The organism is Curvibacter sp. Hmag1.1, from assembly GCF_059769165.1.
Genome location: NZ_JBMBGX010000002.1, coordinates 1,847,431 through 1,868,017, shown reverse-complemented (window position 1 = coordinate 1,868,017; position 20,587 = coordinate 1,847,431). Strand labels below are relative to the sequence as shown.

General features: G+C 61.0%; 19 protein-coding genes. 11 read left to right on the top strand and 8 right to left on the bottom strand.

Features of this window, described 5'->3' with window-relative positions:
* Positions 1-210: 210 nt before the first annotated feature.
* Positions 211-1,542 (bottom strand): D-amino acid dehydrogenase, encoded by a 1,332-nt coding sequence (locus ACOAP0_RS09440; RefSeq protein WP_498376171.1) that lies wholly within the window; start codon positions 1,540-1,542, stop codon positions 211-213.
* Between the two features lie 86 nt (positions 1,543-1,628).
* Here ACOAP0_RS09440 and ACOAP0_RS09435 point away from each other — a divergent pair, with 86 nt between their 5' ends.
* A complete protein-coding gene (locus ACOAP0_RS09435; protein ID WP_498376169.1) occupies positions 1,629-2,546 on the top strand; it encodes a LysR family transcriptional regulator ArgP in 918 nt (305 codons plus the stop codon).
* Positions 2,547-2,600: 54 nt separating this feature from the next.
* Positions 2,601-3,242: a TetR/AcrR family transcriptional regulator gene (locus ACOAP0_RS09430; RefSeq protein ID WP_313868031.1), complete on the top strand. Its 642-nt coding sequence runs from the start codon at positions 2,601-2,603 to the stop codon at positions 3,240-3,242.
* 48 nt (positions 3,243-3,290) lie between these two features.
* Here ACOAP0_RS09430 and ACOAP0_RS09425 read toward each other — a convergent pair whose 3' ends face one another.
* Positions 3,291-4,214: an aldose 1-epimerase gene (locus ACOAP0_RS09425; protein WP_498376168.1), complete on the bottom strand. Its 924-nt coding sequence runs from the start codon at positions 4,212-4,214 to the stop codon at positions 3,291-3,293.
* A 399-nt stretch (positions 4,215-4,613) separates the two neighbouring features.
* On the opposite strand from ACOAP0_RS09425, the gene ACOAP0_RS09420 reads away from it, so the two are divergent.
* The 6 genes from ACOAP0_RS09420 (at position 4,614) to ACOAP0_RS09395 (ending at position 11,225) form a co-directional block, all read left to right on the top strand.
* The gene (locus tag ACOAP0_RS09420) at positions 4,614-5,579 is read left to right on the top strand and encodes an ABC transporter substrate-binding protein (protein ID WP_498376167.1); all 966 of its coding nucleotides are present in this window, start codon (positions 4,614-4,616) and stop codon (positions 5,577-5,579) included.
* Between the two features lie 72 nt (positions 5,580-5,651).
* Positions 5,652-7,190 (top strand): sugar ABC transporter ATP-binding protein, encoded by a 1,539-nt coding sequence (locus ACOAP0_RS09415; RefSeq protein WP_498376165.1) that lies wholly within the window; start codon positions 5,652-5,654, stop codon positions 7,188-7,190.
* A 2-nt stretch (positions 7,191-7,192) separates the two neighbouring features.
* Complete coding sequence (locus ACOAP0_RS09410) at positions 7,193-8,254, top strand: ABC transporter permease (protein WP_498376164.1); 1,062 nt, start codon at positions 7,193-7,195, stop codon at positions 8,252-8,254.
* Positions 8,251-9,219 (top strand): galactofuranose ABC transporter, permease protein YjfF, encoded by a 969-nt coding sequence (yjfF, locus tag ACOAP0_RS09405; protein ID WP_498376162.1) that lies wholly within the window; start codon positions 8,251-8,253, stop codon positions 9,217-9,219. The genes ACOAP0_RS09410 and yjfF overlap by 4 nt, the downstream gene beginning before the upstream one ends.
* A gap of 85 nt (positions 9,220-9,304) precedes the next feature.
* The gene (locus tag ACOAP0_RS09400; RefSeq protein WP_498376160.1) at positions 9,305-10,288 is read left to right on the top strand and encodes an aldo/keto reductase; all 984 of its coding nucleotides are present in this window, start codon (positions 9,305-9,307) and stop codon (positions 10,286-10,288) included.
* Between the two features lie 7 nt (positions 10,289-10,295).
* Positions 10,296-11,225: an NAD(P)-dependent oxidoreductase gene (locus ACOAP0_RS09395; protein ID WP_498376159.1), complete on the top strand. Its 930-nt coding sequence runs from the start codon at positions 10,296-10,298 to the stop codon at positions 11,223-11,225.
* On the opposite strand, the gene ACOAP0_RS09390 is transcribed toward ACOAP0_RS09395, so the two are convergent.
* On the bottom strand, positions 11,222-11,644 hold the full coding sequence (locus tag ACOAP0_RS09390) for a universal stress protein (RefSeq protein WP_087495581.1): 423 nt from the start codon (positions 11,642-11,644) through the stop codon (positions 11,222-11,224). The genes ACOAP0_RS09395 and ACOAP0_RS09390 overlap by 4 nt on opposite strands.
* A 95-nt stretch (positions 11,645-11,739) precedes the next feature.
* Between ACOAP0_RS09390 and ACOAP0_RS09385 the strand changes: the two genes are divergently transcribed.
* Positions 11,740-12,642 (top strand): DNA ligase, encoded by a 903-nt coding sequence (locus tag ACOAP0_RS09385; RefSeq protein ID WP_498376158.1) that lies wholly within the window; start codon positions 11,740-11,742, stop codon positions 12,640-12,642.
* A gap of 42 nt (positions 12,643-12,684) precedes the next feature.
* Here ACOAP0_RS09385 and ACOAP0_RS09380 read toward each other — a convergent pair whose 3' ends face one another.
* Both ACOAP0_RS09380 and ACOAP0_RS09375 read right to left on the bottom strand, forming a co-directional pair.
* Positions 12,685-13,503: a metallophosphoesterase gene (locus ACOAP0_RS09380; protein ID WP_498376156.1), complete on the bottom strand. Its 819-nt coding sequence runs from the start codon at positions 13,501-13,503 to the stop codon at positions 12,685-12,687.
* Positions 13,500-14,462, bottom strand: a complete 963-nt coding sequence (locus ACOAP0_RS09375; protein ID WP_087495578.1) for a LysR family transcriptional regulator — start codon at positions 14,460-14,462, stop codon at positions 13,500-13,502. The genes ACOAP0_RS09380 and ACOAP0_RS09375 overlap by 4 nt, the downstream gene beginning before the upstream one ends.
* A 130-nt stretch (positions 14,463-14,592) precedes the next feature.
* On the opposite strand from ACOAP0_RS09375, the gene ACOAP0_RS09370 reads away from it, so the two are divergent.
* Entirely contained in the window at positions 14,593-15,000 is a 408-nt protein-coding gene (locus ACOAP0_RS09370) for a hypothetical protein (protein WP_313868021.1), read from the top strand.
* A 162-nt stretch (positions 15,001-15,162) separates the two neighbouring features.
* Here ACOAP0_RS09370 and ACOAP0_RS09365 read toward each other — a convergent pair whose 3' ends face one another.
* The 3 genes from ACOAP0_RS09365 to ACOAP0_RS09355 all read right to left on the bottom strand — a co-directional run bounded on the left by ACOAP0_RS09365 (position 15,163) and on the right by ACOAP0_RS09355 (position 18,036).
* Positions 15,163-17,049 carry a phosphoenolpyruvate carboxykinase (GTP) gene (locus tag ACOAP0_RS09365; protein ID WP_498376154.1) on the bottom strand — a complete coding sequence of 629 codons (1,887 nt, stop codon included), beginning with the start codon at positions 17,047-17,049 and terminating at the stop codon, positions 15,163-15,165.
* A gap of 229 nt (positions 17,050-17,278) precedes the next feature.
* Positions 17,279-17,881, bottom strand: a complete 603-nt coding sequence (locus ACOAP0_RS09360) for a glutathione peroxidase (protein ID WP_498376153.1) — start codon at positions 17,879-17,881, stop codon at positions 17,279-17,281.
* A 14-nt stretch (positions 17,882-17,895) separates the two neighbouring features.
* Complete coding sequence (locus ACOAP0_RS09355) at positions 17,896-18,036, bottom strand: hypothetical protein (RefSeq protein WP_198301815.1); 141 nt, start codon at positions 18,034-18,036, stop codon at positions 17,896-17,898.
* 162 nt (positions 18,037-18,198) lie between these two features.
* Here ACOAP0_RS09355 and ACOAP0_RS09350 point away from each other — a divergent pair, with 162 nt between their 5' ends.
* Positions 18,199-20,526, top strand: coding sequence for an ATP-binding protein (locus ACOAP0_RS09350; protein ID WP_498376152.1), 2,328 nt, complete (start codon positions 18,199-18,201; stop codon positions 20,524-20,526).
* The last annotated feature ends 61 nt before the right edge of the window (positions 20,527-20,587 follow it).

Genomic DNA, 20,587 nt, shown 5'->3' with positions numbered 1-20,587 from the left:
CTCGCTTCAGCGTACACCCCCGCCCCACGCTAGAGGGTTTGCATTCGCGGCAGTAGGCCCGCCCACAAATCCGCTCAGGAGCTGGCGGGGTAGGCGCTCTGCGCAGGTCAAGGAGGAGGCCGCAAAGCGGCCGGGGGACACGGAGCGGAACGCCTACCCCGCTAGCTCCCGCCAGACACAGCGATGAGCCGTGCCCGGTATCAAGTCAAGTCAGGCCTGCTCGCCGTAAAACTTGAAGTTCATTTCGGGCTTCTTGCCGTGGATCAGCTCCGCAATCGCCTTGCCCGAGCCTGCACCATGCGTCCACCCAAGGGTACCGTGACCGGCATTGACCCACACGCCCTTGACCGGCGACTGCCCTATGTAAGGAATGTTGGTGGGGGTGGCAGGGCGCAGGCCGGTCCAGTAGTTGGGCTGGCCGCCTTGCTCTTCGGTGCGGGTGTCGCACACGCCGGGCAACACTTCTTCAATCCGGCGGGACAGCATGTGGCAGCGCGCCTTGGCCACGGGTGAATCCAATGTCAGGTCAAAGCCGCCCACCTCGATGGTGCCGGCCACGCGCAGCTCGTCGCCCAGGCGGCTGATGGCCACCTTCTTGGCGTCGTCAATCGTGGAGACCAGCGGCGCCAGCTCAGGCTTCAAGATCTTGAAGGTAGCGCTGTAGCCCTTACCGGGGTAAATCGGCAGGTTCACGCCCACGGTGCGCAAGAGCGGTGCGGTGTAGGAGCCGGTGGCGACCACCACATGATCTGCCTTCAGCACCTTGAAGGACCCGGGCACGGTTTGGCCCTTGGCGCCCGAGGAAAGTGCGCGAACAGCTACTGATTTGATAGCGCCACCGTCGGTATTGAGCTGCTCTACGCTGTACTCATACAAGAACTCGGCGCCACGGGCGGCGCACAGCTTGGCCAGCTCCTGGGTGAATACCTTGCAGTCGCCGGATTCGTCGCTGGGGGTGATGGTGCCGCCCACGATCTGGTGCGCGAACTGGCGGTAGGCCGGCTCGATCTTCAGGAACTCTTCTTTGCTGATGACCTGGCGGTTCACGCCGTACTTGCGCATCAGCGCAGCGGCGTCCCCGGCGGTGTCAAACGACTTCTGGTCGCAGTAATAGTGCGCAATGCCGCGCTCCAGGCGGTTGTATTGAATGCCGGTGCTGGCAACCACATCCTTCAAGGCGGCGTGGCTGTAAGCACCCAAAGCGACGAGCTGCTGCACATTGCGCTCAAAAGCCGCGTCGTTGCAGTTGGCCAGGAAAGACAAGCCCCAGGTGTACTGGTGCAGGCCGGGGCCGAAGGGGTTCTGGGGGCGGAACAGGAGCGGCGCCTCTTTGCTGAGCATCCACTTGAGGGCCTTGAGCGGCGCCTCTTTGTTGGCCCAAGGTTCGCAATAACTCACTGAGATTTGCGCGCCATTGGCAAAACTGGTTTCCAGGGCGGCATCGGCCTGACGCTCGACCACCGTGACTTCGTGGCCGAGTTCCAGCAAATGCCACGCTGTGCAAATGCCGATCGTGCCTGCGCCGAGAACAATAATTTTCATCCGCGCAGTGTCAGGCAAGCGGAAGCCGAGTAAAAGTAAAATTAACTGGATTGCGAAAACATTAGCAGCATTAATAAGATCACACCATGCGTACTTTCGACTCGGACGCCCTGGAATGCCTTGCCGCCATCGTGGAAGAAGGCGGCTTTGAACGCGCTGCGGTGCGCCTGTCCATCACCCAATCCGCCGTCTCGCAGCGCCTGCGCGCACTGGAGGCGCAGGTGGGAACGGTGCTGCTGGTGCGCAGCCGCCCGGTGAAAGCGACCTCGGCCGGGCGCTTGCTCATCAAGCACGCGGTGCAAATGCGCCTCTTGCGAGCCGATCTGGAAACCGACCTCAAAGACCTGGCGCCCAGCACCGGTGCTGTGCGCGAGGATGAGCGCATCTCGATTGCGGTGAATGCCGACAGCATCGCCACCTGGGCCCTGCCGGCGCTGGACCCGCTGGTGCACGCGGGATTGCCGCTGGAAATCATCACCGATGACCAGGACTTCACCCACGAATGGCTGCGTGAAGGCCAAGTGCTGGGCTGTGTGACCACCCTGAAGCAAGCGCTTCGTGGTTGCAAAGTGCAGTCTTTGGGTGCCATGCAATATGTGGCGGTGGCCAGTGCCGAGTACGCCCAGGCGCATTGCCCCCAGGGTCTGACTCCGCACAATTTCCGCAGTATTCCGTTTGTCGCCTTCAACCGCAAAGACGATCTGCCCACTGAATTTGTGAGCCGGGCACTCAACCTGCGACGGGTGTCCCTGAGCCAACGCTTCGTGCCCAGCTCTGAGGGGCAGGTGCGTGCGGTGCTGGCCGGTTGGGGTGCGAGCATCGTGCCCGAGCTGCTGGTGCAGGGGCTGTTGGAAACAGGGCAGCTGGTCAATCTGGCGCCCGACATGCGCTTGCCCGTGAGCCTGTACTGGCACTGCTGGAATCTGGACTCGGAGGTGATAGACCGGCTGACCCATGCCCTCTCGGGCGCGGCTACCCGCTTGCTGGGCACGAAAACTAAGTAGTCACAAAATGGCCTTGGTCTACACATTGCGACGTCGGAGGAATAAAATACCGGTATGAACGAACCATCCGCTGTCCAGGACGCGCCCGTGGCGCCCGTCAAAGTCTCTTTCAAAAAGCAGATGCTGCAAGCCCGGGAGGACGCCATCATCCGCTCGGTGAACCTGCTACTGGCGGAAAAAGGCTTTGAGGCCATGACGGTGGACGAGGTGGCCGCCAGCGTAGGTATCGCCAAGGCCAGTTTGTACAAGCACTTTCCCAGCAAGGAAGACCTGGCTGCTGCGGCCATGGCCCACCTGATGGGGCAGGCGCAGGCTTTTCTGGACACTTTGCCGGACGACATGTCGCCCCTGCAGCGCCTGCGCGCGGTGGTGCGCTGGACCATGGCGCTCAAGCTGGCCGGCGAGATGCCTTCCCTGCCCAGCCAGAACAGCACCTTGCGCGCCACGCTGATGGGCCACAAAGCCTACATGGACGGACTCATGGACGTGAGCGACCGTCTAGGGGCATGGATCGAAGCAGCCCAGGCGCAAGGCCTGATCAACCCCGAGCTGCCGGCCATTGCCGTGCTCTACACCCTGTACGCCCGCGCCTGTGACCCGGTGCTGGAGTTTTTGCGCATGGGTGGCCAGCACACCGATGCGCAAATCATCGATCTGGTGCTGTCCACTTGCTTTGATGGCCTGAATAGCCGCTAGCGCCCGAAGGCTGTGTGCTGGCAGCTACTTTTTTGATAGCAAAAAGCGCTAGCGGGTGAGTGACTCAAACCGCCACTCCACTGCCTGGCGCAACGTCTGGCCGGTTTGCAGCACCTGCAACCCGGGCCGGCCTTCCATGTGAAAAGCGTCAATCGGGTGGGTGACCGGTTCGAAGCAAAAATGTGCCCCTTCAGCCGGGCGGTAGAGCAGGCAGAAGCCGTCGCTCCGGCCCCGCGCCACGACGACCGGATCGCGCATGTGCAGGCGCAAGGCATGTTCCGGCCAGTCGATGTGGGCCTTGCCGCTCCAGCCGGCATAGGCGTTGTCAATCAGGCTGCCACTCACCGCCATGCCCTCGCGAGGGTCCCACCCGGCGGGAAACTGCGTGGTGAATCCGGTAGGCATGGGGTCTGCGCCACTGAGCCATACGCCTTCTACCTGTGCGTGCAAACGAGCGTGGGGGGTGCGCAAAAAGGCCGGGTGCTGTCCCAGACCATAGGGCAGGCTATCTGCACCGAGGTGCGTGACCTCCAGGAGTTGGTCCATGCCGTCATCCCGCAGGACAAAGCGCTGCAAGGCGCGGTAGTGATAGGGGTTGCCGTCGAAGTGCTTGGATTCGAGGTGCAGCTCCAGCGTGTCGTGGCGAGGCTGGCGGATCACCCAGGGCTGTAGCCAGCCGTCCCCGTGGATGGGATAGGGCTCGCCCACGCGGTTGGGGTGCATGGGGTAGTGGGTGCCGTCATGGCTGAACCCGCCTTGCCCGATGCGGTTGGACCATGGCACGAGGGGGAAAGACGCCGTCGTGTACAGGTCCGGCGCGCCGGCCCAGGGGCGCCAGATATCCATCAAGCCTTGACCCGCATCCCGCTGCCAGGCGGCCACGCTGCCCCCCAGGCCGGGTAGGAGGCCCAGGCGTTGGCCCCCGTGTTGCAGCCAATGGATGGGATGGGAAGGTGCAGAGAGGGAGTTCATGGACAGGGTGCAGTTGGGTGGTGGTCAATGGCCGGCCATGCGGCAGGGCTGGCGCATGCTAGTCCCGCGGCCCTGCAAAAGAAAATCACAATTCAGGCCTGTGACATTGCAATATTGCAATGAATAAAACAATTGCCCACATTTAGTCCGCTGGGCAAACTAAATAAAAAACCCTAATAAAAACAATAATCTAGGGTAAACCTGAATTATTCGATTGATATCTGAATCATCTAAAACACTATTAGATCGATATCTTTTCGACTCATATGATGACACTCACTCCTCCCGACAAAGGCCGCTTTGAAAACGTTGCCGGGTTGAAAGGGGAGGCCAAGTGGTCGAACGCGGGAGGCTGCTTTGAAACCCATTTCCCGCATCTACAACGAAAGAGGAGACATCATGAACAACAATCGTCGGACCGTACTGGCTTCCGCCCTGGCAGCATCCATTGCAGTGGCTGCGCCCATGACCGCATTTGCCCAAAAGAAGATCGTTATGGGCTTCAGCCAGATCGGTGCAGAAAGTGAATGGCGCACCGCCAACACCAACTCCATGAAATCTGCCGCGGCCGCAGCGGGCATTGAACTCAAGTTCTCGGATGCGCAGCAGAAGCAGGAAAACCAGATCAAGGCCTTGCGCTCCTTCATCGCCCAAAAGGTGGATGTGATTGCACTGACCCCCGTGGTCGAGTCCGGCTGGGACACGGTGCTCAAAGAGATCAAGGATGCCAAGATTCCCCTGATCCTGATGGACCGTTCGGTGGACTCCAAAGACACCTCCCTGTACGCAACCCACATCGGCTTTGACTTTGTGAAGCAAGGCGAGATGGCGGGCCAGTGGCTGGCCGACAAAGCCAAGACCATGAAGGGCGACATCAATGTGGTGGAGCTGCAAGGCACCGTGGGTTCCGCTCCTGCCATTGACCGCAAAAAAGGTTTTGAAACGGCCATCAAGGGCAACCCCAACATCAAGATTATTCGCTCCCAGACCGGTGACTTCACCCGCGCCAAGGGCAAGGAAGTTATGGAAGCTTTCCTGAAGGCTGAGGGCAAGAAGATCAATGTGCTCTACGCACACAACGACGACATGGCGATCGGTGCCATCCAGGCCATTGAGGAAGCCGGCCTCAAGCCCGCCAAGGACATCCTGGTGATCTCGGTGGACGGTGTGAAGGGTGCGTTTGAGGCCATGATTGCCGGCAAGTTGAACGTCAGCGTGGAATGCAGCCCGCTGCTCGGCCCGCTGGTCATGTCCACCGCCAAAGACATCGTGGCCGGCAAAACTGTGGCACGCCGCATCATCGGCAAAGACGGTGTGTACCCCATGGAAACTGCGGCCAAAGAGTTCCCCAGCCGCCAGTACTGATCTCCCCTTAGTTCGCTTCGGTCATTCGTTTTGGCCTGCGGCTTCGGCTGCAGGCCTTTTTTCACGTAGAACATGACACACACACCACCAACGGCGCAGGCTGTGGCACCGGTGCTGGAGCTTTCCGGCATTGCGAAGCAGTTCGGACCCGTGCGGGCGCTCTCAGGCGTGGGACTGCGGCTGTATGCCGGTGAAGTCCATGCGCTGATGGGCCAGAACGGCGCGGGCAAATCCACCCTGATCAAAGTGCTCACCGGCGTCTACCAGGCCGATGAGGGCGACATGCGGCTCAACGGCAGCTCCATACGCGCCACCTCCACGCTAGACGCCCAGCGCTTGGGCATCAGCACGGTTTACCAAGAGGTCAACCTGTGCGCCAACCTGTCGGTGGCTGAAAACATATTTGCGGGCCGTTACCCGCGCAAGGGGCTTGCCGGCGCATGGGCCATTGACTGGTCCGCCATGCACCGCGATGCGCGCACGCTGCTGGCACGCCTGAACCTCGACATCGACGTCACCCAGACGTTGGCCAGCTACTCGGTCGCAGTGCAGCAAATGGTGGCCATTGCCCGGGGCTTGAGTATTTCGGCCCAGGTGCTGATCCTGGATGAGCCCACCTCCAGCCTTGATGATGAAGAGGTGGAGCGCCTTTATGTAGTGCTGCGCCAGTTGCGCGACCAGGGCATGGCCATTTTGTTTGTGACCCACTTCTTGGACCAGGTCTACGCACTGTGCGACCGCATCACCGTGCTGCGCAATGGCGAACTGGTGGGCGAGTACCCGGCGGCGGAGCTGGGCCACAACGCCCTGATTGCGGCCATGGTGGGCCGTGAGTTGGCAGCGGCGCACGGCGCGCAGTCGGCCGACGGCGAAGCCCGTGCGGCAGAACCCGAATGGCTGCAAACCAAGGCCCTGAACCGCCGTGGCCATGTGAAAGCCATGAACCTCGGCATCCGCCGGGGCGAGGTGGTGGGCCTGGGCGGGCTGCTGGGCTCGGGGCGCACCGAGCTGGCTCGCCTGCTCTTCGGACTGGACCGCAGCGATGCGGGCGAGATCACGCTGGACGGCAAGACCGTGCGCATGGACTCGCCTATCACCGCCATCCAGCTGGGGCTGGGCCTGTGCCCGGAAGACCGCAAGGCCGAGGGCATCATCGCCGAGCTCTCGGTGCGCGAAAACATTGTCTTGGCCTTGCAGGCCCGCCAAGGCCTGTGGCCCGCGATCGGCCGGGTGCAACAAACCACGCTGGCCGAGGGCTATGTCAAAGCCCTGGGCATCAAGACCGCTGATGTGGACACGCCCATCGGGCAGCTCTCCGGCGGCAACCAGCAAAAAGCAGTCTTGGCCCGCTGGCTGGCCACCCAACCCAGCCTGTTGATATTGGACGAACCTACCCGCGGCATCGACATCGCAGCCAAGCAGGAAATCATGAACGAGATACTGGCACTGGCCAAACAGGGGATGGCGGTGCTGTTCATCTCCTCCGAGATGGAAGAGGTGGTGCGCGTCTCCGACCGCATCGTGGTGCTGCGCGACCGCGCCAAGGTGGGCGAGCTGCCTGCCGGCACGAATGACCAGGCGGTCTACGCCATGATTGCGGGGCAGGCATGAACATGGCGAACACACCTTCCTTCGTGAAGCGGGTGCAAGCGCACCCTTTGCTGTGGCCGGTGGTCACGCTGGTTCTGATCCTGATGGTCAACGCCAGCCTCAACCCCGGCTTCTGGATGCTGCAGTGGCGCGATGGCCATCTCTACGGCAGCGTCATCGACATCCTGAACCGCGCAGCGCCGCTGATGCTGGTCTCTCTAGGCATGACGCTGGTCATTGCCACCCGAGGCATTGATATCTCGGTGGGCGCTACCGTGGCCATCAGTGCGGCGGTAGCGGCCCTGATGGTGGGCGGCAAGCTGGTCATCACCGACGGTGTAGCCCAGCATGTGAGCCGCTTCCCCATGTGGCTGGCCATTGTGTGTGCCCTGATCACCGCGCTGGCTTGCGGGCTGTGGAACGGGGTGCTGGTGGCCAAGATCGGCCTGCAGCCCATCATTGCCACGCTGATCCTGATGGTGGCGGGCCGGGGTGTGGCGCAGTTGCTCACGGACGGACAGATCGTCACGGTCTACTACCCGCCGTATTTCTATATCGGCAGTGGCTATCTGTGGGGCTTGCCCTTTGCACTGTTCATTGCGGGCTTTGTCTATCTGCTGATGCATCTGGCGGTCACGCGCACCGCGCTGGGCTTGTTCATTCAGGCCATCGGCATCAACCCCGCAGCGGCCCGTGTGGCCGGCGTGCGGGAGCGGCTCATCAGCATTTGTGTGTACGCCTTTTGCGGGCTGACGGCGGGCATTGCCGGCCTGATCATCAGCTCCAACGTCAAGAGTGCGGACGGCAACAATGCCGGCAACCTGCTGGAGTTGGACGCCATTCTGGCAGTCACGCTGGGTGGCACCTTGCTCACTGGCGGGCGCTTCACGCTGGCGGGCAGCATGATTGGCGCACTGATCATTCAGACGCTCACCTCCACCATTTACTCCATCGGCGTGCCGCCTGAGATCAACCTCGTGGTCAAGGCAGCAGTGGTGTTTGTGGTCATGCTGATGCAGTCGGCAGAGTTCCGCCGCGCCGTGCGCGGCTGGGTGGTGCGCCCCGCTGCCGGGAGCCATGCATGAAACTCCAGAGCAAATACATTCCCCTGGCGGCCACCATCTCGCTGTTCGCCGCCATGTCGGTGTTCGGGGCGGTGTCGTACACCGGCTTTCTGTCGCCCCAGGTGTTTCTGAACCTGCTGATCGACAACGCCTTCCTCGTCATCGTGGCCGTGGGCATGACTTTCGTCATCCTCTCCGGCGGCATCGACCTGTCGGTGGGCTCGGTGGTGGCCTTGAGCACCATCGTGCTGGCCAAGCTGGTGCAGCACCTGCACTGGGACCTGATGGCAGCCATTCCGCTGGTGCTGTGCATGGGCACGTTGTTTGGCGCTTTCATGGGCTGGTTGATCCAGCGTTTTCGGCTGCAGCCATTCATTGTCACGCTGGCGGGCATGTTCCTGGCGCGCGGGCTGTGCTATCTGATTAGCATCGACTCCATCAGCATCACCGACGAGGCCTACACCGTGCTGGCGCAAACCCGGCTGCACCTGTGGACGGACGGGCCCATGGTGTCCATCAGCGCGGTGCTGGCGCTGGCTGTGTTGGCCGCTGCGGTGTTTGTGGCCCACGGCACCGAGTTCGGCCGCACGGTGTATGCCATTGGCGGCTCTGAACACTCGGCGGTGCTCATGGGCCTGCCGGTAGCGCGCACCAATGTGCTGGTGTATGCCCTGAGCGGCTTTTGTGCGGCGCTGGGCGGCGTGGTGTTTACCTTCTACATGCTCTCGGGCTACGGCCTGCACGCCGTGGGGCTCGAGCTGGACGCGATTGCTGCCGTGGTCATAGGCGGCACCTTGCTCAGCGGCGGGGTGGGCTACATGGTGGGCACGCTGTTCGGGGTTCTGACCCTGGGCGTGATCCAGACCTTGATCATGTTCGACGGCTCCTTGAGCTCGTGGTGGACCCGCATCGTCATCGGAGCCCTGCTGTTTGTGTTCTGTGTGCTGCAGCGGGTGTTTGAAGCCGGTCGCAAGCCAGGGGTTTGAACTTTAGAGTCAAATAGGCTGCTTGCGCCCATTGAATGTGCGCAAGCAGCTCCTGAATTCATAGCAAACAACACCGGAAATCGTTATGCAATACCGTCCTCTCGGCCGTACCGGCTGGAATGTTTCCACTGTGAGCTTCGGCGCCTGGGCCATTGGGGGTACCTGGGGCGAGGTCGATGACAAGGACTCCATGGCCGCCCTGCACCGTGCGCTGGACCTGGGGGTGAACTTCTTCGACACCGCCGATGTGTATGGCGATGGCCGCAGCGAGCGCCTGCTGGCACGCCTGCGCAAGGAGCGCAGCGAGCCGTTTTATGTAGCCACCAAAGCCGGCCGCCGGCTGGTGCCCCATGTGGCAGCCGGTTTCACCCGCGCCAACCTGACTGCCTTTGTGGAGCGCAGCCTGCAAAACCTGGAGACCGAGGCGATCGACCTCCTGCAACTTCACTGCCCGCCGACCGACGTGTTTTACTTGCCCGAAGTCTTCGGCGTGCTGGACGACCTGGTGGCCGCCGGCAAGCTGCGCCACTACGGCGTGAGTGTCGAGAAGGTGGAAGAAGCGCTCAAGGCCATCGAGTACCCCGGGGTGCAGAGTGTGCAGATCATCTACAACCTGTTCCGCCAGCGCCCGGCCGAGCTGCTGTTCGAGCAAACGCAAAAGCGCGGTGTGGGCATTCTGGCCCGTTTGCCGCTGTCCAGCGGTTTGCTCAGCGGCAAGATGAATGCGCAAAGCACCTTCGGTGCTGATGACCATCGTGGCTTCAACCGCGAAGGGGCGGCTTTTGACAAGGGCGAAACCTTCTCGGGGCTGGATTTCGGGGTGGGCCTGGAGGCCGTGGAGGCCATGCGGCCTCTGGTGCCCGCCGGCATGAGCATGGCGCAAATGGCCTTGCGCTGGATCCAGATGAATCCGGCAGTCACCTGCACCATTCCCGGTGGCAAGAACCCCGCGCAGGTACAAGACAACGTGGCCGCCGCCGACCTGCCCCCGCTGCCCGATGCGACCATGCAGGCGCTGGCCGACACTTACGCACGCTACGCCAAGCCGCTTGTGCACCAACGCTGGTAGAACGGCTATGCAACACGGACGCGACACCATCGGCTTTATCGGCCTGGGCCTGATGGGCCACGGCATGGCCAAAAACATAGTGGAAAAGGGCTATGCCCTCACCGTGTGTGCCCGCAAGCCATCGGCGGCGCTGGATGATTTGTTGAGCCGTGGCGCAGAACAGGTCGATACGCCTATGGCAGTTGCCAGACAGGCCAGTGTCGTGTTTCTGTGCGTGACGGGTTCACCGGACGTGGAGGCCATCGTACGTGGAGCGATGGGGCTGGCAAAGGGCTTGCGGCCGGGCACGGTGGTGGTCGATTGCTCTACTTCAGACCCGACGTCGACGGTGGCGCTGGCCGCAGAACTCGCCGCCATGGACGTGACGCTGGTTGACGCGCCCTTGAGCCGTACGCCCAAAGAGGCTTGGGAGGGTACGCTGGACACCATGGTGGGCGCGGACGCCCAAACCTTGGAGCGAATTCGCCCGATCTTGTCCACCTGGGCCGCGCGCATTGTGCATGTGGGAGGGCCCGGGGACGGGCATCGGCTGAAGTTGATCAATAACTTTGTCGCCATGGGATACGCGGCCCTCTACTCAGAGGCGCTCACGCTGGCGCAGGCGGTCGGCATTGGTCCGCAGCGCGTCGATGCGGTGCTGCGCAATGGCCGCATGGACTGCGGCTTTTACCAGACCTTTATGGACTACACGCTGAACGGAAACCGCGAAGCGCACAAGTTCACCTTGAAGAATGCCTTCAAGGACATGCGCTATCTGGAGTCCATGGCGGATGCCGCCGGTATTTCGAACAGCCTGGGCAACGCGGTGAAAAACTCATTCGCAATGGCATTGGCTACCGGTGGAGCGGAGGCCTATGTGCCCATGCTGCCCGAAAATGTGGCGCGGCTCAGCGGCGTGGATCTCACGCCAGCCCCCAAGCCCAAGGACTCGCCTTAGCGAACCAGCAACACCGGCGTCTTGCAGTGGGCCAGCACCTGGGTGGTGACTGAGCCCATCACCAGATTCCCCAGGGCGCTGTGGCCGTGGGAGCCCATGACCAGCAAGTCGAACTTGCCGGTGTCGGCCAGCTTGCCGATCAGGGTGCCGGCGGAACCTACCTTCCAATCCAGCTTGGCCTCAATGCCATGCCGCTTGAGGAACTTGGCGACCGGCGCCAACACCTTGTCTGCCTCTTCAGCGTGGTACTGGTCCACGGTGGACTTGCCCAGAGCGGCTTTGGCGCGTGGGGGCAATGCAGGCTGCGCATGGAACACGGTGTACTCGTGGCCGGGCGCGAGCAACGCGTCGTGTGTGCTCAAGTAGGCCAACATTTTTTTGCTGTAGCTGCTTCCATCGACGGCGAGCAAGATCTTCATGGGGGTCTCCGGTTGTGTGGCTTCAGTATGAACCTGCACCGCTACACTGCCTTGAGCCAAGTCAAGAAATGTCCACGCACCCCGAGGAGCCTCGCATGACCCAGCCTGCCGCACAAGATCGCCGCTTATCCCTTCAAGGTCTGGGCGCTGTTGCACTGAGTGGTTTGCTTCCTGCCTCATCTGCGTGGGCTGCAGACAGCCCGCAGCGCCCCTCATTGATGCTGGCAGGCGAGTACCGCAAAGAGTTTGTGCTGGCCGATGCGCGGGTGAGTGAAAAGTACGACGGCGTGCGCGGCTACTGGGACGGCCGGCGCCTGATCACCCGGGGCGGTAACCCTATCGCCGCACCCGCATGGTTTACCGCGGGTTGGCCGCCACACTCCCTGGATGGTGAACTTTGGGCCGGCCGGGGCCGCTTTGCGGATGCGGTGTCTACCGTTCGCCAACAGACGCCGGACGATGCCGCTTGGCGTGCTCTGCGTTTCATGGTGTTTGACGTGCCGAACCACGGCGGACGCTTCCAGGAACGCTACCTCGCATTGCAAACGGCCGTGAGTGAGCTCGGGCAGGCTTGGGTGCAAGCGGTAGAGCAAGCACCGGCGCCGGATGCGGCCAGCCTGCGCGCTTTGTTGGATCGCACCGTGGCAGCCGGTGGTGAGGGCCTGGTGTTGCACCGGGCCAGCGCGCTATATGTGCCGGGCCGCTCGGCAAAGCTGGTGAAGTTCAAGCCGTTTCAGGATGCCGAAGCGCGGGTGCTGGCGCATGTGCCCGGACAAGGCCGCTTGCAAGGCAGCACCGGTGCTCTGTGGGTAGAGTGGCCAGGTGGCGAGGGTGGCCAGCCTCAGCGCTTCAAGCTCGGCAGCGGCTTCTCGGATGCGAACCGTGGTGATCCGCCTGCGGTCGGTAGCTGGGTGACCTTCCGCTACCGCGGGTTGACCGCGCAGGGCGTACCTCGCTTTGCCACTTACCTGCGACCGGCGGGAGAGCCGACTCTTTAATGGCTGCGCGAGATTGCTCTGATTTTGATAGCTGCTAGCGCACTATCCACGGGCGCCAGAGCCTACTTCTATCAGTAGGCCAGGCTGGTAGCCCAGCTGTTCGTTCTTGCGCACATAGCCCAGCGGATTGGCCACCACCCGGCACTTGCCGACGCGGTAGTCGCTGGGGGCGTGGAGATGGCCATGCAGCCAGAGGTCTGCCAGCGGCAGCAGTTCATCCAGTGCATTGCAAAAGCCGGCGGTGCCGGGTACCAGACCGTAGCGCGGGTCGGCACTATGCAGGCTGGGGGCAAAGTGGGTCACCACGACCGTGGGGCCGTCGTGTGGCTGGGCCAAGGCGTCGCGCAGCCAGGCTTGGCAGACCAGCGCCTGTTCCCGCAAACCATCTGCCAGCCAAGGCTCGTCCGCACGGGTGGTGAGTGTTTTCTTCAGGTAGTAGTTGGCGGCGCGATACGCCTTGTCACGGGCCTTGAGCTGTCGCTCGGGTGGCTCTTGGGCGGCGAGCGCGTCAAAGTCGGTCCACAAGGTGGTGCCGATGAAACGCACGCCAGCCAGCACGACGGATTCACGTTCCAGCCACTGGATGCCCAGTCGCGCACAGGTGGCACGCAGGCGGGCGTGGGCGAGGTCAAAGTCCAGGGTGTCGTACTCATGGTTACCGGGCACAAACAACACCGGCACCGGCCAGCCGTGCACGGGGGAAAAGCGCTCCAAGCCGAAGTCGTCGCCGGCCAGCTGCGAGCCGGGTTGGTAGGAGCCGATGTCACCTGCCAGCACCAGCACATCCGCTTCGGCCAAGGGCGTGGCTTGCCAATGGGGATGGGCCTCCAAATGGAGGTCGGACAAGATCTGAATCTTCATGCGGAAAAAATGGTCTGGCCCAGGGAGGCGACTTGGGCCCGCAGCCAGGCGTGGGGGCTGGCACCATCCAGCCGCTGATGCCAAAGGGCATCGACCTGGATGGGCGGTACGGTAAATGGCAACTCGCGGATGACCAGCTGGTCGGCATAGCCGGTCACATTCACAAAGTGGCGGGGCAGCACGGTGAGGAGGTCGGACTGCACGACCACCTTGCCGGCGGTAAAAAACTGGTTCACGGTCAGCACCACGCGGCGGGTGCGCTTAAGGCTGACCAGCGATTCGTCAATAAAGCCGAAGGCCCGACCCGAAAAACTCACCAGCATGTGGGAGGCGCTACAAAAGCGGTCCAAGGTGAACTCGCCCTCGGTGAGCGGGTGGTCTTTGCGCATGACGCACACGTAGTCGCCGACAAACAGGCGGTGGTGCAAAAAGGTCTCCGCGGCGCCGGCCTGGGCGCGGGCCGTCAGGTCAGCCAAGACCGCCGGAAAGTGGCCGATAGCCAAGTCTGCCGCACCTTCTTCCAGCACTTTGCGGGGGTCGCGGGTGGTCAGGGGTACCACCCGCAGGGATACACCGGGGGCATCCCGCGCCAGCACTTTCACCAAGCCGGGCATCAGCTCTGCGGCGGTGGCGTCTGCCATGGTGAGCACAAAGGTGTTGGTGGCCAAGGCCGGTTCAAACACGCTGGGTGCCAGCGAGGCTTGCAGCTTCTGCAAGGTCTCGCGCACTGCGGGCCAAAGCTCCTGCCCGCGGGCAGTGGGTTCCAGGTTGCGGCCGTTGCGTACCAGCAGCTCGTCGTCCAGTGCTTCGCGAAGGCGGCGCAAGGCGTTGCTGACGGCAGGCTGGGTGAGGTTGAGCTGGGCAGCAGCGCGCGTGAGGCTACGCTCAGACATGACCACATCAAACACCTTGAGCAGGTTCAGGTCGAAAGTCCGGAGGTTGATGCGGCTGCTGGGCATGTCTGACTATAAATCTTGTGAATACCAAACATCACCAACATAAAGTTGAACAACACTAGGGGAAACCCTATGATTCGCCCATCTTAGAAATTTTTATCCATTGAGCATCAACCTTTTCAAGGAGTTTGCCATGACACAAGTTATCAATACCCCGTATTTCTCGTATTCCACCGCTCAGCCCCGTACACCTCGTGCACGTCGTGAGACAGTGGAAGCTTCCCGCACCTTGTCCGGCATGTTGCTGGCTGCTGTTTTGTCCGCCTTGTTGGTGGTGGCTGACCAGGTGATCGACACTTGGGTTGACGGCCACATGCTGGCCGCCTGGGTTGCGCTGTGGACTGTGGCGTTTGCAGCCTTGGCCTTGTTGGCACCCCCACTGCGCAAAGTCTCTTCCGGTTTGGCTTCTCTGATCGCTTCCGCAGTGCAGTCTTACAAAGTGCGCCGCATGGAAGAAAAAATGTGGGAATACGCCCACCACGATCCTCGTATCATGGCTGAGCTGCAACACGCATGGTTGCGCAGCCAAAGCCAGATCTAAGCGATCTCCAGTTGCATCACGACCTGCGCTAACGGGTCGGAAAAACAAAAAGCCACCTTTGGGTGGCTTTTTTTTGTGCTCGGTCGGCCGCAGCCTTGTGCGCTGCGATCTGCCAGGTCCGGCTAGGGCGGTGTGCGCCGTGCCGGACTTTGTTGATGACCCTCAGGCGGCGAGTCGCTGGGCCAGTTGGGTTTTGGTCTCTTCGAGTTCCTTTGGCAAGTGGTAGGCCAGCTGGGTGAACAGTTCGGTGTGCAAGGCGATTTCGGCCTTCCAGTCGTCCTTGTTCAGGCTGGTGACGGAGTCGAATTGCGCTTGGCTGAAGTCCAATCCGGTCCAGTTGATTTCGTTGTACGTGGGCGCCACGCCGAAGCCGGTCTCGGTACCGGTGGCCTTGCCTTCGATGCGGTCGATCATCCACTTCAAAACGCGCATGTTTTCACCGTAGCCGGGCCAGACGAATTTGCCATCGTCGCCCTTGCGGAACCAGTTGGTGGTGAAAATCTTGGGCTGCTTAGCGCCGGACTTCGCCAGCTTGTCGCCCATGTTGAGCCAGTGCTGGAAGTAGTCGCTCATGTTGTAGCCCATGAAAGGCAGCATCGCAAATGGGTCGCGGCGCACGATACCCGCTTGGCCGGTAGCGGCGGCTGTGGTCTCAGAGCCCATGGTCGCGGCCATGTAAACACCTTCAGTCCAGTTGCGGGCTTCAGTCACCAGCGGCACGGTGGTCGAGCGACGGCCACCGAAAATGAAGGCGTCAATCGCCACGCCATTGGCATCGTCCCACTGGCTGTCCAGCGCGGGGTTGTTGCCGGCGGCCACGGTGAAGCGGGCGTTGGGGTGGGCCGCTTTGGCGCCGGTTTCCTTGGCGATCGCGGGCGTCCAGTCCTTGCCTTGCCAATCAATCAGATGGTCGGGCATGCCGCCGGTGTCCTTCTCCATGCCTTCCCACCAGACGTCACCGTCATCGGTCAGCGCCACGTTCGTGAAGATCACGTTCTTGTCCAGGCTGGCCATGCAGTTGGGGTTGGTGTGGAAGTTGGTGCCGGGGGCCACGCCGAAGTACCCTGCTTCGGGGTTGATGGCGTACAACTTGCCATCGGCATTGGGTTTGATCCAAGCAATGTCGTCGCCGATGGTGGTGACTTTCCAGCCTTCAAAGCCGGTGGGTGGCACCAGCATGGAAAAGTTGGTTTTGCCGCAGGCGCTCGGGAAGGCCGCTGCCACATGGTACTTTTTGCCTTCGGGGTTGGTTACGCCCAGGATGAGCATGTGCTCTGCCAACCAGCCTTGGTCGCGGCCCATGTTGGAGGCAATGCGCAATGCAAAGCACTTCTTGCCCAGCAGAGCATTGCCGCCGTAACCGGAACCGTAGGACCAGATCTCGCGGGTCTCGGGGTAGTGCACGATGTACTTGGTTTTGTTGCAAGGCCACTTTACGTCCGACTGGCCCTCTGCCAAGGGGGCGCCCACGGTGTGAACGCAGGGCACAAAAGCGCCGTCCACGCCCAACACGTCATACACGGGCTTGCCCATGCGGGTCATGATGCGCTGGTTCACCGCCACATAGGCGCTGTCGGACAACTCGATGCCAATGTGCGCGATGTGGGAGCCCAAGGGTCCCATGGAGAAGGGCACCACATACATGGTGCGGCCCTTCATGCAGCCATCAAACAGCGCTGGTGTGCCGTCCGCCTGGCCACTCTCCAGAATCTTGCGCATCTCGGCGGGCGCCATCCAGTTGTTGGTGGGGCCGGCGTTTTCTTTTTGCTCTGCGCAAATGTAGGTACGATCTTCCACGCGGGCCACGTCGCTGGGGTCAGAGCAGGCTAGGAAGCTGTTGGGGCGCTTGGCGGGATTGAGCTTTTTGAAGGTGCCTGCATCCACCAGTTGCTGGCACAGGCGCTGGTATTCCTCTTCGGAGCCGTCGCACCAGTACACATCTTTGGGTTTGCACAGGGCCACCATGTCGGCCACCCATGCAATCAGGCGGGGGTTCTTGACAAAGCTGGGGGTGTTGAGGGACAGGCCCTGCATCACGGGTGCGTTCATGAAAAGCTCCTAAGTTTGAAAATCGTCTTTTCAAAATCGGGTGCAACTCTGGTGAACACCGCCACGAACTTTGAGAAACCGGCTTTCCACGCTTGCAGGCCATACCGCATCGCAAGCGTGGAAGCAGATTCTAAGAACAGGTACTCAAGTTACCAAGCGATTACAGCGTAACTTTATGCAAGCTACGCATGGGTTTATGCATGGCGTAAAGATGGTGCGCCATGCACAGTCAGGGTGCTTTCAGTGCCTTTTGAATGGCGGCGATCAGTCGAGCGTCTTCTGGAGTGGTTTCACTAAGGAAGGCGCCGACCACTTTGCCTTGGCGATCTACCAGGTACTTGTGGAAGTTCCATCGCGGTGTGCTGCCGGTCTGTTGCGCCAGTTCCCTGAACAAGGGGTTGGCTGCATTGCCGGTGACGCTGGTTTTGGCGAACATCGGGAACTTCACGCCATAGGTGTTGAAGCAGAAATCGGCGATCTGCTTGCTGTTGCCGGGTTCTTGCTGCCCGAAATCATTGGAGGGGAAACCTAGAACCACCAAGCCCTGCGCTTGGTACCGGGCGTAGACTTTTTCCAAGCCTTCATATTGCGAGGTAAAGCCGCAGTAACTGGCGGTGTTAACCACCAACGCCACTTTTCCCCGGTACTGGCACAGATCCTGGGGCTTGTCATCTTGCAGGCGGGGAAAGGTCTTTTGCCACAAAGACGGGCAAGCCGAAGTCTTTTCAGTCGGCTGTGCAGCCAGCATTGACGATGAAATGAGCAACAAAAAAGCGGCCGAAGCCGCTCTCGTTTGCAAAGTCATTTGCAGCACACGTGATGTGCGGCCCATGATGCGTTGCTCCATCAAGCCATCGATACAGCGATGAACGCCAACAGGAACATCAAGACGGCGCCAACAATGGGTAACACCACGGGCATCAGTGGTACCACCTCGTCGACGGGGTCAACGGCGTGGTTGTCATCAGAGTGAGCGGGTGCGGACATAGTCGATCCTCAGTGTGTTCGTTGGTATTGCACGGATTTTAGCCTTTTGCCCAGCGCTGCGCCAAGCGGATAGACCATCAAGGAGATTTGGGAAGGGTACTTCCCTCTTTTCAAAGACTGCGCTATCGTGGTTCCAGCACACAACAGTGCCGGAGGCGTTGGATGGCCAAGCGTTCACTGTTCATGCCCCAAGGCGGGCATCTCGTTCCCTCACCGGGACTGGAGCGCGCGCCTGTCCTGGATTTGATGTGCTCGCACTTTGTGCTTACGCTGGCGGCCCGGCAAGGCGCCAGTTTCAATGTCCGCAGGGATTTCAATGGCGTGGTGGGGCTGGCAGGACGGCATCTGGTCTGGCCGGTTTCTGTCTTGACCCGTTTGCGTGAATTTCTTGCGCGGCGCTGTGTTGGCAATGAGCTGTGGCGAGGCCATGAATCGTTGAATGCCACGGAATTCCTCGCCCGGCATGGCACATGGTGTGGGCCCTACGACGAGGCCACGCTGTTTTTCTTCCTGGACGAATACGCCAAAGACCAGCCCAAAGACCTGATCTCGGTGCTGGCTGTCACCGGTGAATGGCTGCAGCAGGCCCTGAAGAAGCAATCTACCTTGGTGGAGAAGAACATCAATGCACTCGCCGGGCTCTTGCAACTGAACAAAGCAGAACGGGCGTTGCTACTCTACGGAACACTGGCGCGCTACCAGCGGGACATGCGCAGCATTCTGGTGGAGTTCAAGGTCAACAACGCAGCCGAAGCCTATGCCGCCATTGCGGAGGTGGCCCACGTCAGTGCCCAGGATTTGGGTGAAGCGCTGCGCGCGGGTTCACGGCTTGAGCGCATCGGCCTCGTAGAAAACCTGATCTCCGAGCACAACATCACTGACCTTGCCGACTTGATGAAGGTGAGTGAAAAGCTCCCTCCGGTATTGATGCGCCATTACCGTGACCACGCTGAGCTGATGGCGGTGTTCACCCGGCTCTCTTCCAAGAGCAGCTTGCACCTGGAGGACTTCGCATTCGTGGCAGAAGACGCACACATGCTATGCCGGCTGTTGCAGCACGCGGTGGCCCGCAAAGAGGCCGGGGTCAACATCCTGTTGTATGGCCCTCCGGGCACCGGAAAGACAGAGCTTGCCAAGGTGATCGCCCAGCATGTGGGGCTTGAGTTGTTTGAGGTGGAGTATGCCGATCGGGATGGAAATTCCTTGAGCGGGCGTGATCGTTACCGCTCCCTTCAGATTGCTCAGGTGTTTTTAAAGGGAAGCGCTCAAGCGGCCTTGCTGTTTGATGAAGTGGAAGATGTCTTTCCGCCTTTGACTAGCGAAACGGCAAGCTTCATTGCCAGAGCCGACGCACACGCAACACCGGCCAATGCGAGCGTGAGTGGCAAAGCCTGGGTTAACCAGATTCTGGAGTCGAATGCAGTGCCCACAATTTGGGTGACCAACCGCATCGAGCAGATTGATCCCGCGTTCCGGCGTCGCTTTGCCTACCATTTGGAACTCAAGTCGCCACCGCCGGGCGCCCGTGAAGGTGTAGTGCGCAAAACCCTGGAGGGCATTTCTGTCAGCGAAGCGTTTGTCGCTCGGCTCAGCGGCCGCAAGGGTTTGACCCCTGCGCAGATAAGAACCGCAGCACGCTTTGCACGGCTGAGCACACCCGAAAATGGGGTGAGCGACAGCGCTCTCATGGAAACCTTGATTGACCGGCAGTTGAAAAATGCGGACCTGGCCTTGGGGAATCCTGCTGCCGAGACGGGTCGCCCCCAAGCGCTGAGCCGATACGACCTGTCGTACCTGAATGTCGAGACCCGGTATCCCTTGCAGCGCATCGTGGACTCACTGACCTCCAGGCGGCACGGAACCTTGTGCTTTTATGGCCCGCCCGGTACCGGCAAAACCGCTTTGGCAGAGCACATCTCCCGGGAATTGGGACGACCCCTGATCATCCGGCGTGCCAGTGACCTGATGAGCAAATACGTAGGGGAGACGGAGCAAAACATGGCCGCCATGTTCCGCGAAGCCGAAGGTGAGAATGCTGTGTTGTTGTTGGACGAGGCGGACAGCTTCCTGCAAGACCGGCGAGGTGCCCAGCGCAACTACGAGGTCAGCGAAGTCAATGAAATGTTGCAGGGCATGGAGCGCCATCCGGGGGTGTTCATCTGCACTACCAATCTCATGGAACGTATCGACGAAGCGGCTTTGCGCCGGTTTACGTTCAAGATCCAGTTCTTGCCCTTGCAGCCTGAACAGCGTGAGCAACTTTTCGTACAAGAAGCATGTGGGGGAGACGCTTCACAGCTGGATCCACGCTCCCAACATGCGCTCAAACAGCTGGATCAGCTCTGTTTGGGAGATTTTGCTGCGGTTAAGCGGCAGTTGGAGATACTTGGCGCCGAATTGACGCCCGCAGAGTTTCTTGATCAATTGCTTGCAGAGCACCGCATCAAGCCGGAGGTGCGTGAAAGGCGGTCCATGGGCTTTACACCCTGAACCATCAGTCAAGGCAATAACACCGGCAAAAATGGCGCATCCGGTGGTTTAGTAACTTCTT